Source organism: Pseudomonas juntendi, from assembly GCF_009932375.1.
In the GTDB taxonomy this organism is placed as follows: Bacteria; Pseudomonadota; Gammaproteobacteria; order Pseudomonadales; family Pseudomonadaceae; genus Aquipseudomonas; species Aquipseudomonas juntendi.
Genome location: NZ_BLJG01000072.1, coordinates 16,556 through 30,927, shown reverse-complemented (window position 1 = coordinate 30,927; position 14,372 = coordinate 16,556). Strand labels below are relative to the sequence as shown.

At 59.7% G+C, this 14,372-nt stretch carries 9 protein-coding genes; 2 read left to right on the top strand and 7 right to left on the bottom strand.

The window, feature by feature from the left end; all coding sequences use genetic code 11:
- Positions 1–71: 71 nt before the first annotated feature.
- The 6 genes from GYA94_RS10775 to GYA94_RS10750 all read right to left on the bottom strand — a co-directional run bounded on the left by GYA94_RS10775 (position 72) and on the right by GYA94_RS10750 (position 11,936).
- Entirely contained in the window at positions 72–3,110 is a 3,039-nt protein-coding gene (locus GYA94_RS10775; RefSeq protein ID WP_161892301.1) for a type III restriction-modification system endonuclease, read from the bottom strand.
- A 12-nt stretch (positions 3,111–3,122) separates the two neighbouring features.
- Positions 3,123–5,162, bottom strand: a complete 2,040-nt coding sequence (locus GYA94_RS10770; protein ID WP_161892300.1) for a site-specific DNA-methyltransferase — start codon at positions 5,160–5,162, stop codon at positions 3,123–3,125.
- A 26-nt stretch (positions 5,163–5,188) separates the two neighbouring features.
- Entirely contained in the window at positions 5,189–5,983 is a 795-nt protein-coding gene (locus GYA94_RS10765) for a DUF4391 domain-containing protein (protein ID WP_153425795.1), read from the bottom strand.
- Positions 5,980–7,767 (bottom strand): DUF262 domain-containing protein, encoded by a 1,788-nt coding sequence (locus GYA94_RS10760; protein ID WP_153425794.1) that lies wholly within the window; start codon positions 7,765–7,767, stop codon positions 5,980–5,982. Before GYA94_RS10760 ends, GYA94_RS10765 begins: the two co-directional genes overlap by 4 nt.
- Positions 7,768–7,781: 14 nt before the next feature.
- Complete coding sequence (locus tag GYA94_RS10755; RefSeq protein WP_438826232.1) at positions 7,782–10,688, bottom strand: helicase-related protein; 2,907 nt, start codon at positions 10,686–10,688, stop codon at positions 7,782–7,784.
- Between the two features lie 339 nt (positions 10,689–11,027).
- Positions 11,028–11,936 (bottom strand): WYL domain-containing transcriptional regulator, encoded by a 909-nt coding sequence (locus GYA94_RS10750; protein WP_153425792.1) that lies wholly within the window; start codon positions 11,934–11,936, stop codon positions 11,028–11,030.
- Positions 11,937–12,214: 278 nt separating this feature from the next.
- Between GYA94_RS10750 and GYA94_RS10745 the strand changes: the two genes are divergently transcribed.
- Positions 12,215–13,105: a LysR family transcriptional regulator gene (locus GYA94_RS10745; protein ID WP_008268675.1), complete on the top strand. Its 891-nt coding sequence runs from the start codon at positions 12,215–12,217 to the stop codon at positions 13,103–13,105.
- Positions 13,106–13,140: 35 nt separating this feature from the next.
- Here the strand turns inward: GYA94_RS10745 and GYA94_RS10740 are convergent, their stop codons facing one another.
- Positions 13,141–13,461 (bottom strand): helix-turn-helix domain-containing protein, encoded by a 321-nt coding sequence (locus GYA94_RS10740; RefSeq protein WP_456239184.1) that lies wholly within the window; start codon positions 13,459–13,461, stop codon positions 13,141–13,143.
- Between the two features lie 106 nt (positions 13,462–13,567).
- On the opposite strand from GYA94_RS10740, the gene GYA94_RS10735 reads away from it, so the two are divergent.
- Positions 13,568–14,209, top strand: coding sequence for a substrate-binding domain-containing protein (locus GYA94_RS10735; protein WP_003158902.1), 642 nt, complete (start codon positions 13,568–13,570; stop codon positions 14,207–14,209).
- Positions 14,210–14,372 lie beyond the last annotated feature (163 nt).

The window sequence follows — 14,372 nt, the reverse complement described above, 5'->3', positions numbered from 1 at the left end:
TCCTTTATCCAAAATTACGGGTTCGCACGTAGTCATGACGAAAACTTGTCTCGCCGTAACGACGGCAGGACCTACCCCTTTGCCGCCTCGGTCAAAAGATCGTCAACCGAGCGCGCCACCACATACCGGGCTGGGTTCTCACCAACCCCCAGCGCCGTGAAATGCGCCTTGCCGCATTCGATCTTGGCGCTTTCCTTGTCGCGCAGGTCGTCGGTGAACAGGCTGCTTTTGGTTTCCACCACAAAGTACAGGTGCTGAGTGCCGTCTTCTTCCACCAACACGGCCCAGTCGGGGTTGTAGGTGCCCAGCGGCGTGGGCACTTTGAACCAGCCTGGCAACTTGGCGTAGAGCTTGATGGCGTCGTTCTTCTCCAGCCCATCGGCGAAATCCCGCTCAGTGGTCGAGTCGTACACCACGTGCTCGTAGATCGACTTCTGGGTATCCAGCAGCATGTTCTTGAGATAGCCGGTGAGCTCTTCCTTCTCGAACAGCTCCTGCGCATAGACATGCTGGTCACCCAGCTTCTGGTACTTGATGCCATCGACCAGGGCCAAGCGCTTGCAGCGGTTGATGGTTTCGGCAGTCAATTCGATGAACTGCTGCGGATTGCGTTTGAAGTCGTTCAGGCGACCGCTTCCCGTCAGGATGCTGACGATGGTGCGCCGGGTGAGCTGGGTGCGATCCTGAAGGTCGGTCAGCAAATCCGGCAGCTCAATATCCGCCTCGTCCAGCACCACGGTCGCCGCGCCCGCTTTCTCCGTCGCGGCGACACCCGCCTTGCCGATAGAGATGTCGGCCTTGCGCCATTGCAGTCGTGCTTTGGCAATCACCGGGGCCTTCTGCAACGCTGCGATGCAATCCGTCACCAACTTGGCGTTATCGAACTGCACGCGGTACGTTGTTTGGTGCTTGATGCGGTCCCACAGTGCCTTGAACTCGTCACTCAGATAAACGGCCTTGCCATCCTTGCCCTTGCGCAGCGGCACTTGCCTGCGTTCATCGGCATTTTTGATATCGAGCCGGCCCGACACCTTGCGCAGCACTTCAGCAATCTGGGCCTTTTGCGCATCAAACTCGTCCGGCAGTTCCAAGGTGCCGTTCTTCAGCGCCGTTTTCAGTGAATCCTGCACCTTGCCTTTGGCATCTATATGGCCGGCGGCTTTCAGGTGCTCCCACAGTGCCTTTGATTGCTCGATGCCCAGCGGTGCGGCGTGCCCATCAGCGCCAGTCACGGCAATGGCGGCAAATTGGTGCTGCTCCACGATGCCAAAGCGGATGCCTGTGTCTTTCTCGATTTCCTTCTGCAGGTTTTCGGCAAACTGTTCGTAGTTTTCCGTGGCCACCACGGTCAGGGTGTTGACCTCGAAGCCCCGTACCCGCTCGCCATCCTGGTTGACGCACAGGCGCAGGCCGCGACCAATGGTCTGGCGGCGCTCGCGCTCGGTCTGGATGTCGCGCAAGGTGCAAATCTGGAACACGTTGGGGTTGTCCCAGCCTTCCTTGAGGGCGGAGTGGGAGAAGATGAACTTCAGCGGCGTGCTGAAGGACAGCAGCTTCTCCTTCTCTTTCATGATCAGGTTGTAGGCGCGTTCGGCATTCTCCCGGTTACCCGCATTGTTCTCGGCGGTATCAAGCCAGCCGCCCTTCTTGTCGATGGAGAAATAGCCGTTGTGCACTTCTTCGGCGGCGGACTCCAGGTCGATCTCGGCAAACAAACTCTGGTAGGCCGGCAACTTGGCGGCACGGCGATATTCTTCCTCGAACATCTGCGCATACACGCCCTTGACCGGCTGGCCGTCCGCATCGTACTGACGGTACTTGTCCACCGCGTCGATGAAGAACAGGCTCAACACCTTGATCCCCAATGGACGCAGGTGCTTTTCCTTGTCCAGATGCTCCTTGATCGTGCGGCGGATCATCTCGCGTTGCACGGCCAGCGCATCCACATCACCGTGGGCCTGACCCGGCTGCAAAAACACTTCGCCGCCGGGGCAGCGCAGCTCCATGAACGCTTCGCCCTTGGCCGTATTGATCTCGCCCACCCGAAAATCGGCGTAGATCGCACGGCCATCGGCGCTCTGCTGAAGGTCGTCGCCATCGCTGACCGTCACCTCAGTCCTTTGCACGCCAGTGGCGGTCTGTTTATCCAGCTCGACCTTGGCGCTGATGCGGCCGCGCTTGTTTTCCACCTTCACCAGGCGCACGAAAGGCTTGTTGTGCGCATCCTCCACCGTGGCCGACGCCACCTCGATCTGCTTGACCAGCTTGCGCTCATAAGCATCCACGGCATCCAGGCGGAACACCATGTGGTGCTTGTCCACATGGGTAGCGGAATAGCGCAGCGTGCAGAGCGGGTTCATGGCATCCAGCGCTTCCTTGCCGCGTCCTTCAAGGCCGCCGTCCACACTTTGCGGTTCATCCACGATGATGATCGGCCGGGTGGCCTTGATCAGGTCGATGGGCTTCTCGCCGCCCGTCTTCTCGGTCTCTTTGTAGAGGTTGTTCACATCCTTCTTGTTGATGGCGCCCACCGTCACCACCATGATCTGGATGTTGGAACTAGTGGCGAAATTGCGCACCGGCCCGGGCTTGCCCGAGTCGTACAGGAAGTAATCGAAGGGCACGCCCGCGTAGAGCCCCTTGAAGTGATCCTCGGTGATCTGCAGGGTCTTGTAGACGCCTTCCTTGATCGCCACCGACGGCACCACGATGACGAACTTGCTGAAGCCATAGCGTTTGTTCAGCTCGAAGATGCTGCGCAAATAGACGTAGGTCTTACCGGTGCCGGTTTCCATTTCCACGGTGAAGTCGCCGGACGCCAGCGAGCCGGATGGGGGCAGACCGCCCCGCAATTGAATGTCCGCTAGATTCTTGTGCAGCTCATCGTCCAGCAGCGTCAGTCGGTTACCGACACCCAGATCCGACTCGGCCATGCCCAGCGTCATTTGCTCAGGCTGGGTCCCGGGAAACAGATCCGACCCCACCGGCGTCGGCGCCTTCATCGTCACCGTGAACTCGGTGCGGCACACCTCCTGGCCACGGAACAGGTCGCACACGGCCTCAATGGCCTGCATCTGGTAGTCGAGGTTCGGCTCGAAGTGAAGTTTCATGGCGAGCCCCCCTTACAAGCTGCGCACGTTCTGGATGCCGTGCTGCTCCAGAATCGCGGCGAGGTTGGTTTTGGCCACGTCGTCGGCAAAGGCGCTGTCACGGAACACGCAGGTGCTTTCTTTTCCAGCAGGGCCAGCGGGTGCCAGCTCTTTGTGCCAGGCGATGATGCCTTGGGCGAGTGGCTCCACCTGCTCACGGGTGATCTTTTCGGCCAGGCAGGCCAGTAGTACACCGCCGCCCAAGGCATGCACATCCAGCCCTTCAATACTGCGCTGTTCGATGGGCACGCACAGATCAAGTCCGAGCTTGAGCAGCAGTTCGTAGAGCACATCGGCCTCGCTGCGGCCTTCGAGCAGGTGATCCTGATGGTCGAACAGCGTGGCTTCCAGATCGTCCGGCTTCGGATTCCAAGCGCGAATGTTGGAGGTGTCGAGCTTGAAGACGCGGAAACCCGTATCACCCACGAACAGTGGGTTGTCCGCTTTGACCTTGGCTCCGGCACGACGTAGGCGTTCTTTCGTCAACTCAGCGATGTTTCGCTTAAGTCCAAGCTTGTCGCATACGGCTGCGGCTGCCTTCTGGCTCTTTTCTGCTGGATTCAGCGGCTCTGGAAGTTGAATCGTCAGGATGCGTCGCGCAGACCCGTCGATTGCGTTCTGCTGCATTACGGCTTGTCCTGCTGCTGCAGAACCCGCAAAAAGGTCGGCAACAATGTCATTTCCACTCGAACCAAGCAGTACGCAGGTGCGAAGAAAATCAATTGACTTAGGAAAATCGAATGATTCGCCCGGAATCAACTCTTTCAATGCTCGCTTGGCACTATCGGTCGAAAATTCGCCGCCAAACCACACCGACTTCGGCTTCGAAGTGCGCTCAATGGTCTCGTCTTCGTCATCATCAGCTTCATCGTCGGCATCATCTACTGCTATCGACGGATCAAGGTACACCCGATGATCAACATCCAACCTGCCACTACGTCCGGATCGCTTTGCGTGCATCCAATCCAGATGCTGTTCCACTTTTTCATATCCCCAGCGCCAGCGCCCTTCAGAACCGTCTCCACGCAGAGGGAAAATCTCGACATCGGTGGCGCTTTTTCGATTCAACGAACATACGCCAGTCGTCTCATCCCAATAAATAGGGAAATACATCTTGGGGCGATCCTCGCGACGATCCGGGCCGCCGCGCTTTCTCAGGTCTCGAAGTGCATACTTTTGACCATTTTCGTCCTCGTATTTGAATGCGGCTCGTTGCGCCTCAGTCAGCGGTAGACCGTTGGAAACAAAGCCAGGGTTTGCGTAGATGACAACGTATTCGTGACAAGCGGCGATGTGCTTTTTGTCGTTGCGCCCCTTCATGTTGTTGACAACAGAAACGGTGGCAACGAAGTTTTCTTCGCCAAATATTTCATCCGCAAGCATGCGAAGGTTATGAAGTTCATTGTCGTCGATCGAGATAAAAACGACGCCATCTTTCTTAAGCAAACTCTTCGCTACCTTCAAGCGCGGATAAATCATATTCAGCCAATCCGTATGAAACCGCCCGCTGGCTTCGGTATTGCTGCTAATCTTCTGCCCGCCATCGATTTGGCCGGTCAATTCCAGATAGTTCTTGATGTTGTCCTGAAAATTATCCGGATACACAAAATCCTTGCCGGTGTTGTAGGGCGGGTCGATATAGATCAGCTTGACCTTGCCGGCATAGCTTTTTTGCAGCAGCTTGAGCACTTCGAGGTTGTCGCCCTCGATCATCAGGTTCTGCGTGGTGTTCCAGTCCACGCTGTCTTCCAGGCAGGGGCGCAGGGTGCCGGTGCTGGGCGTGAGCGCCAGTTGGCGGGCACGACGCTTGCCGTGCCAATTGAGGCCGTACTTTTCGTCGGCGTCGGTCACGCTGGCATCACCCACCAGCGCCTTGAGCACATCCACATTCACGGCCACGCCGCCCACGCCCTCGGTGATCAGCTCAGGAAACAGCGCCTTGAGCTGTTCGATATTTGCCGCCACCAAGTCGGCGGACTGGGCTTCGGGGCTGGCTGCCGTGAGTTTTTCCATGGTCTTCTCCGTCATTCGTTCAATCTTCAAAGTTGTCGGCGCGCAGCGGCCAGTTCGGCCTGGATGCGCTTGAGCGTCAGGTTCAGTTCTACCTGGCGCGCCAGTTGTTTTTCCTTGGCGGCTTGCGCTCGCAGGCGGTCGATCTCGTTCTCCAGCCGCTCACAATCAGCCAGCGCCTGCCAGCGGGCAGCCGCTTGTTCCGGGGTTGTGTCAGCCTGGTAGGTTCCCGTCAGCCGTGCCGCCTGCCAGGCCCACACGCGCTCCATCCAACCCTGATAAAGGGCATGCAGCGTGGTCTGGGGTTGGCGTGCAATCGACAGGGACTGCACGAAGGCGCGCTCGATTTCGGGGGCTATTGCGTCTTCCACTGCGGCGGCATCTTCGGTTGCGTGGGGCAGCGAGGCCAACACTGGGTCGCCGTCGAGCACGACCTTACCTGCCTCGTTCTGCGCCCAGCGTTTGTGCGCCAGCGAGAGGGTCAGTGCCTGGCCTTGCACAAGCAGCAACACGGGATACGGCACGGCCCGATGCACCAATTCGGCAAGGCGAGCGAGACTGGCGGGCTTGACGGTGCCACGCAGGGTCAAGCCAAGCACGGTGACTTCCAGGTATTCACGCTGCGCGTCCCGGTAGCTGGGTACGCCAATGGTGTTGGGCTTGAGTGCGGCAAGCCACTGGATTTCTTCAATGGCGTCCGTGATTAGGCGCTTGTCGGATGCCGTGGGCGCACCGTTCTCCAGCAACAGCTTCTTGGGGACGCGCTGATCCACCCGTGCGCTGTCGGGAAGACACAGTGCGGCAACGACATCCGTCCGGTTCATGACGACAGTTCCGCGCCAAAGGCCTTGATGGTTTCTTCGCTGTCGCGTCCGGCAATGGCTTTGCCCATGGCCTGTTCGATGAGCTTCAACAGCGCAGCAGCGCGTTGGCGGATGAAAGTATCAAAGTCGTCCGAGCGAAGTACCTGTACCGGAATCACATGCGAAGTCAGGAACTCATCGAGACTGTCGGGGGCAACCTGCTTGGCCTTCTGGATACGGGCGAGGTAGACGCTGGGGGCATCGCCACTGATGAAGCGGTTGGTGCCTGCCGCCAGCGGAGCCTTGTTGACCACGCTGTTCCACTTTTCCTTGGGCAGCTTCTGCTTTTCGCACCAGGCGCGGGGAAAGACGTGGTGGATGTCGATGGCGTTGTTGAAGTAGGTATTGAGATCAATGGGCGTGCCGCTGGCGAAATCACGGCCACCGTGCTTCATGAGCAAGGCGGCCAGCCCTTTGTAGGCCGCAGCGAGGCGGCTTTGCAGGGAGAGCAGCCTTGTCGGTGCGAAGTTGGCATCGCGGACCGTGCGCGGTTCGCTGCCGCCTTCGACCCAGGCGACCACATCCTGGATGTCCATGCTAAAACGGGTTTCGTTGGCGCCACCGTACAGTTCGCCAAGCACACCACTCCAGTACCAGCGCAGCAGCTTCTGTTTGACGCCGTGTTGCGTCGTGCGGTCTGCCAGGTGAGCGCAGATGGCCGACAACGGTATGAGCTGTGTGGCATAGGGAAGGCTTCGGTCGTCGAAGATTTTTTCTTCTGCAAGCAACTCTGCTGCGCGCTTGAACCCTTGCTCCAGCGCGGGTTCGAACGCCTTGAAATCCGCCAACGGCAGCCGCAGCACGTCGGCGCGCTTGCAACTGACGGGCGTGCCCTGTGCCTTGTGCCTTTGATAACTGGCTAGCAGAGTCACTGCGGTGAGAAAGCTGGTGCCATCCACCGCCTTGAGCACGTCATGCTTGGCGGTCAGTCGCTCCCGCCGGGCCTCCCAGTCGTCACGCAGATTGAATTCATCGGCTGCGAAGGTGGCCGTCATCAGCTCGAAAACTGTGAGCGTCACGCCGCCGGTATTGACCTTCTCGAACACCTGGCACACGGCTTCGCGTGGCGTGTCCTGGGTCAGTTCGATGGCGGGAACCTTGAACTGCTGGAAGCGTAGCCAGATGTCGTTGCGGAATCGTTGCATGAACTGCATCGCTTCCGCTGCGAACTGGTGATGGGCGCTGAAGCCGCTTTCCCAAGCCATGAAACCCTGAATATCGAAAAGCAATGCCACAGGGAAGAGGCGTTGGCTGTATTGCAAGTCTGGCGTGCTGACGTCCAGCTCAACCTTGCGACCGAAATCGGACGTGACTTGCAGCGTCTCCGGCACCGAGAGAACAGCTTCTTCGCGGTCTGCCGATTCGTCCAGGCATTGGGCCATGTCAAGGAAATACAGGCGGCGAATGTTCGCGCCTTTCTCCGTGCGCGTCGGCACGGGCTGGCCGCTGCGCAGCGCCAGGTACATCGAGGTCAGGCGTTGCTGACCATCAAGTACGAGGGTCTTTGGAGTAGGCGCAGGCTGCAGGTTGACGCCGGCAAACAGTCGGGGCTTGAACGGTACCCCACCTGCTTCCAGAAACATAACCGCGCCGATCGGGTAGGACAGCGAGAGGCTCGCGATCAACGACCGAATATGGTTGTCATCCCACACCCAGCCGCGTTGGAAGTCAGGAAGCTGGATCTGCCCCGATGCGATTCCATCGAGGACATCTTTCAATGCGGGTTCGGCGGTGCGAAAGCTCATGCTGGTCCTTGTAATCAAATACTTGGCTGATCGGGCAACACAACGAGGAATGCCACCACCTCGAAGTCGTCACTGCCAGCGAACTCGCCCTTCATGGCGTGCGTGCCGCCAGGTGTGAAGAGGCTGGCAACGGCCCGTTCCTCATGCTTGCCGGCGACGGATGCCACGGCCGCCGCGAGCAGCTTCTGGGCGTGGCGCATGTCCTCACCGCTTTTTGTCGCCTTGTCGAAGCGCGCGCAGGCACTGTCATCCGGCCGTTCTCGCCCCAGCGCCAGGCGCTTGAGGCGATCCAGGATGCGCTTGGCCTGCGGGTAGGGCAGCAATACGTGGCCGTCATCGCCGACATGCACCAGGTAGTGCGGCGCGAGCGGGTAGTCGGACGACGCGGCGGATTTTGCCGTCGGGCCGCAGGCTTGCAGGCAAAAGATCACGCCAGGGGGAATGTCGGCATCCAGCGTGGTGGTGACCGCAAAAGCCCCCAGCGGCTGGGTGTCCAGCTTGCCGGGGTGGCTTTTAAGGAACTGCGCGAGGTCGATGCGGAAGTCGGTCAGGGTGAGGTCGGTGATCGCCACGCCGGTGGACAGATCTTCCATGTCGATCACCGTGTCCTGCAGCTTGAGCAGTTGCTTGCGCCGGTACTCCAGGTCGTTCATGGCGTTGCCGGACTGCTGTTCGATCAGGTTTTCTTCGCCGGTGGCCGAGATATCGAGCAGCACCATGCGCCCGCTGACGCGCTGTTCCAGGTTGATGTATTCCTCCAGCTCCATGTTGGGCCAGAAGTTCACCAGCTGGATGCGTTGGTTGGGCGAGCCGATGCGGTCGATACGCCCGAAGCGCTGGATGATGCGCACCGGGTTCCAGTGAATGTCGTAGTTGATCAGCCAGTCGCAGTCTTGCAGGTTCTGCCCCTCGGAGATGCAGTCGGTGGCGATCAGCAGGTCGATTTCGCCTTCATCCGCCATCTCTTGCGGACGTTCCTTGGCGCGCGGCGCGAAGGCCGAAAGCACATCGCCCATGCCTTTGCGCAGGCCCGGCAACGTGGCCTGGATGCCGGCGCTGCCGGTGACGACCGCCGCGTGCATGCCCAGCGTATCCCTGGCCCAGGAGGCAAGTTGGGCGTAGAGATAGTGCGCCGTGTCCGAGAAGGCCGTGAACACGATGATCTTGCGGTTGGCTTTGCCATCGTGGGTGTTGATGGGTTCGGCACATTTGCGGGCAATCATGTCGCGCAAGGCCGCTAGCTTGGCATCACGTGCGGCATCCACTTGGCGCGCTGCCGCCAGCAGGGTCGCCAGGCGGTTGCGGTCTTCCAGCAGATCCTGCTTCCAGCGGATCAGATCCACATCGCCCAGCAGCACCTTGACCTTGCGACCGACCAGCAAGGCCTCGAACGCCGGGTCGTCGATATCGACGTCGGCAATGTCGATTTCCTCCAGTGCTTCGGCATGGGATTCGATGCGTGCCAGTGTGTTCTCTACATCCTTGAGTTGGCGCTGCACGGTCAGGGTGAAGGCCGATACACAGCTTTCCATGCGTTTGAGCACGTTCACGCGCAGCAGGTGGATCAGGCTTTCCTCGCGATCCGCCTGGCGGAAGAAACCTTCGCCGCCACGCACCTGGGTGCTGTATTTGGCGTCGTAGGCCGCCTGCTTGTGGGGCAGCACATAGCGCAGCGGCGCGTAACTGGCGAGCGTGAGCCGACGGATTTCCTGGTTGATGTCGCGGATGGCACGGAATTCGCCCGCAAGGTCCACGTCGGCCTTGATGTTGATGGGCGGCAGTCTGTCAGGGAAGCGGCCGGTCTCGCTGGTGCCGTAGTACTTCTCAACATGCCGCCTGGAGCGGGCAATGGTGAGATGGTCTAACAGGGTGAAGTAGTCGAACCCCAGCATTTCTACCAACTGACTGGGGGTCTTTTCAGCTTCGTCCAGCGCCAGCCAGCGATTGAATTGCGCCTGCGCCTTGCGGGTCGTGGCCTCGATACTGACGATGCCATGCTCCATCAGGGCGGTGTCATCACCTTCGGTGGCAAAGGCAATCTGGTTGCGCAGGTCGGCCAGGCGATTGTTCACCGGCGTGGCCGAGAGCATCAGCACGCGGGTCTTGACGCCTTCACGGATGATGCGTCGCATCAGGCGGTCGTAGCGTGATTCCTTGCCCTTGTGCGTGGCCTTGTTGCGGAAATTGTGCGACTCGTCGATCACCACCAGGTCGTAGTTGCCCCAGTTCACATGAGACAGGTCGATGTCACCCGACAGGCCGCCATCGCGCGACAAATCGGTGTGGTTGAGCACGTCGTAGTTGAACCGATCAGCCGCAAGGATGTTGCGCTTGTCGTTGGCCTTGTAGAGCGTCCAGTTGTCGCGCAGGCGTTTGGGCGCCAGCACCAGAACGCGGTCGTTGCGCAGCTCGTGATACTTGATGATGGCCAGTGCTTCAAAGGTTTTACCCAGCCCTACACTGTCGGCGATGATGCAGCCGCCAAAGCGGTTCAGCTTGTCGATGGCACCCACCACCCCGTCGCGCTGAAATTTGAAGAGCTTTTTCCACACCACGGTATTACGGATGCCAGTGGCAGACTTGACGATGCGCTCCTCGTCCATCTCGTCACCGCTGTCCTGAAACAGGCGGTGCAGCATCAAGGTGTAGATAGTGAACGGGTCACGGTGTTCGCCAAGGGCTCGCAACGCCTCAAGAACGGATTCGTGCTCTTCTCCCTGACCCTCGGAGTCGGTTGAAGCAGCAGTTCGCAAGGCTGCCCACTGGTGCTCGAACCATTGGGCGAGCTGCGCGGCTTCCTCGGCCGTTTCTGACGCCTGAATCAGGTTCAATGGATTGCCTGGCGTCAGGCCAAGGCCAGATGTGTTGAAGGCAAAGGAGCCCAGAACCACTTGTGCAGGTGCCCCGTCCGGGCCGCGCATGACAGCAGCCCCCTGTGGCACCGACCTCGATGCCCGCCGGAGCGCTACTTTTTCACTGATCCATTTCGCGCACTGATTGGCCAGCCAACGTGCCTGCAGACGATTGCGCGCAGCGCGGTCGCCCTCCGTGCCCAGGAGTTCGAGCGCCTCGTTATCTGGAGGCACGATCAATTGGACTCGATCCAGAGCGGACAACGCCTCCTGGATTTCCGCGAAGGCGTAGAGAGAAAACGAAGGCGTTACACAGTCGAGTCGGTTGCCGTGTTTGAGGTTGGGCCTCATCAAGTCGATGACGCGCTGTGTTCCGGTGTTTTGGATCAGCTTCATGGTCGTTTCCGTTCAGTCATCAGTCGACGTTTCTGCGCTTGGCGGCGCATACCCCGGCGCCAGCACCGCATTGCGCACGCCATAGATGGCGAGGTGATCCTTCAACCAAAGCCGGTACTCAGGGCCGCGCAGGCTATGGTCTGAGGAGCAGTCCACACTCCATTTGCGCAGGATGTAGCCGGCGGTGGCGGCGCGCAGCTTCATGTGCAGCACGCCGCCCTGCATGGCGTAGTCCATTTCGGTGATTTCTGGCCGGGGTTGGTCTGGGTGGGGAACCAGCTCCAGCTCGACGATCCGAGTCCACTGAATGTCCTGATCGTTCATTTCATGGGGCGCCACGGGCTGCCCCTTGCGCACCACCGGGCGCTTGATCCGGGTGATGACGAAATCCCGGAACTCCTGCGATTTGCGGTCGAAGGCGCGGACGTGCCAGCGCAGGCCGTTGTCGATCAGCGCGAACGGGACAATCTCCCGCGCGGTGCGGCCACTGGAGATGGAGTGGTATTCGATACCCAGGGGGCATTCGTAATGGATGGCCCGAGTGACGCTCGCCAGGATTGCTAGGTCAGGGTGAGTGAGCCGGGACGGGCTCTCGCTGGCCACCCACGCCTTGATGTGCATCGGTTCACCGTCGCCAAACCCCTGCGTCAGCCAGGACAACACTCGCTCGGGTGGGAAATCGAAGATCGGCTGGAAGCTCGAACCCAGGACGTAGAACTTGCCTTTGCCGTCGTAGTCGATATTGCCCGGTGCCAAGTCCTTGTACAGCGCCAGATCCCTGGACGCGGCAGCGGACTGGATACCAAAACGCGCGACCAAGTCCTGGCGGCGCATCTCCCCAATGAAGCGCAGACGCAATTCCACGAACGCGAGGCGGTCACGCTGTGGTTGGGTTAGATCGGCAAGCTGTTCGTGGGGCATCCTGGTTGGCTCGTTCGGGTTAGCGAATGCTTATGCAGATTTCTGCAGAAAGTATATGAGCTGCTTGAAAAGACGTCTATGAATCCAAGCGAGTTTGCTAGTACGCTGCATTATGATAACCATTTTTTGAGGCGCAAATGAATGATCTGTCACGGACGAGTAGGCGATCAGCCCAGCGGAGCGCACCAGGAACGGCGTGGAATGGGGTGCATCCAGCAGGCCATCGCGGACGAAAACTGATGCGAATAGATCCTTGATATGGAACAGGAGCACGGCCCATGGAACTGCGACACCTTCGCTGCTTTGTGGCTCTCGCAGAGGAGCTGCACTTCACACGGGCCGCCGAGCGCCTGCATATCGAACAACCACCCTTGTCCCGCGCCATCAAGGAGCTTGAGGACGACCTGGGCGCGGTGCTCTTCGTGCGCAACCGCCGGGGTACGGCGCTTACCGAGGCGGGCGCAACGTTCCTGCAAGACGTGCACAGGGTGTTGGCCGCGCTGAAATTGGCTCAGGAAAATGTCCGGGCGGTCGCGTCGGGCCTGAGCGGAAGCCTTCGAATCGCCATCTCCGACGGCGCAATCGATCCCCGGCTGTCAGGCCTCCTGGCCCGTTGTCGCGAGGAAGAGCCAGAGATCGAAATTCGCCTGTCCGAAGTGCCGCTGGCCGAGCAGTTGCGCGGGCTACGCTCGGGCGACTTCTCGATCGGCTTCGCGCACACTGCGGAGGTCGGCGATGACATCCTGACTGAGCCACTCTGGCACGACTCGCTGGTGGTCGCGGTGCCCGCCCGGCACCCCTTGCTTTCGCATAAGACCGTTCCGCTGCACAAGCTCGCGAGCTACCCTCTGGTCTTATGCGATCCACAGCTATACGAAGGCTACTACCGTGAATTGGCGCGGCTCCTGCGGCCGCTGGAGCGTGAGCCTGACGTCGCCGAGCATGTGTCTTCGCTGGACATGATGCTTACCCTGGTCGGTGCGGGCTACGGAGTTGGCTTCATCAGGGCAACCAGGGTCGCGGCGAGCCAGCGCTCCGATGTGGTGATCCGCCCCCTGGCCATGGATTCCGCAGTCATCACGACCTACTTGCTTCGGCCCGTCAGCGAGGATTTGCCGGTGTCGGCTGCGCGGTTCATCGCGCGCCTGCACGAGCACTCGGGCGATTGATCGGGCGGCAAGAGCTGCTACTGAAGCTCGGGCTGTTATGGCGAGCCTGGCGGCTCACTGCCAGAGTTGAGGTTCTTTTCAGTCGCCGCCATCAACTCGCTGGCGCTGATTCCGAGCGCGGCAGCAATTTTCAGTATCAAAGGCAGCGTCGGCACATGCTCCCCGCGTTCGATCTTGCCCATGTGCGAACGCGATATTCCCGCCTGATACGCAAAATCGTCTTGAGCGACCCCCTGCGCGACGCGAGCGGCACGCACGGCCCGCCCGAAAGCTAATGCTGGTTCGGATTCATATGTGGGTGTGCCAGGTGGACGACCTGGCTGAATAGTAAGCTTCTGCATCAACAGAAGCGTCAAACAATCCTCTTAAATTAACCACGTTAAACATATAGACGTTAAACTTCTCTCTTTACTATGATGCTGGTTTGCCCTTGACCTGCTTCGTCGCTTCTGTAGGTTCTCCGTGGACAACATCACCAGCCAACCCGCCCACCTCAGGCTTGCGATTGCGCCAGGCGTATCGTCATCTCAGCTCTCGGCGCTGCTCGCGCTGCAACGAGCGGAAGAACCCGAGGTCAGCATCACGTTCTTTGAAGTGGCAGGTGACGAGCTGCTTGATGGGCTTCGTGAAGGCCGCTACGACGTGGGAATGTCGCTTCAAGGAGCGAGCGATCCGGCCCTGGAAACCCAGCCCTTGTGGATTGAGCACATGGCCGTTGCGATACCGCTGAGGCTTCCCTTGCTTGAGCAGGCATCGCTCACCATCGCCGACCTCCAGAACTATCCGATCTTTCGCTGGGAGGCTGAGACCTGTTCTTCGCTGGATCGTCGGCTGCTCGCGCGTCTGCCTGCTGACCCGCAGAACCTTCAGTACGTGACTTCCTTCGAGATGATGGCGCTATGGGTTTCTGCCGGCTACGGTGTCGGGGTATCCGCACAATCGCGTATCAAGCACGCCCCTGGATGGGGAGTCAGCATGCGACCACTGGACGACGGCCCCTACGAAATCGTGGCGCACCTGCATAGGCCCCAGGGGCAAGCGAACCCTGTTTCCGAACGGTTCGAGCGCAGGGCACTGCAGATCGCAAAAGCGCTCCCTTCCTGATCGCAGTGGCTGTCGGTAGCTGCCAGCAGAAGGCGGTGGATTTATGCCTTTCGCCAAGAGGGGTGATGTGGTACATTCAGAGGCCACTTCTGGTTTTAATAACCAGAAAAAATCTTTATTAATCAATGGGTTGGCTGCCTTGGGTGATTCCCTCTACCCGCTC

Coding starts and splice junctions, on each gene's coding strand:
- GYA94_RS10775 (WP_161892301.1), bottom strand. CDS start 3,110: ATGAAACTTCACTTCGAGCCGAACCTCGACTACCAGATGCAGGCCATT.
- GYA94_RS10750 (WP_153425792.1), bottom strand. CDS start 11,936: ATGCCCCACGAACAGCTTGCCGATCTAACCCAACCACAGCGTGACCGC.
- GYA94_RS10755 (WP_438826232.1), bottom strand. CDS start 10,688: ATGCGCGGCCCGGACGGGGCACCTGCACAAGTGGTTCTGGGCTCCTTT.
- GYA94_RS10770 (WP_161892300.1), bottom strand. CDS start 5,162: ATGGAAAAACTCACGGCAGCCAGCCCCGAAGCCCAGTCCGCCGACTTG.
- GYA94_RS10760 (WP_153425794.1), bottom strand. CDS start 7,767: ATGAGCTTTCGCACCGCCGAACCCGCATTGAAAGATGTCCTCGATGGA.
- GYA94_RS10745 (WP_008268675.1), top strand. CDS start 12,215: ATGGAACTGCGACACCTTCGCTGCTTTGTGGCTCTCGCAGAGGAGCTG.
- GYA94_RS10765 (WP_153425795.1), bottom strand. CDS start 5,983: ATGAACCGGACGGATGTCGTTGCCGCACTGTGTCTTCCCGACAGCGCA.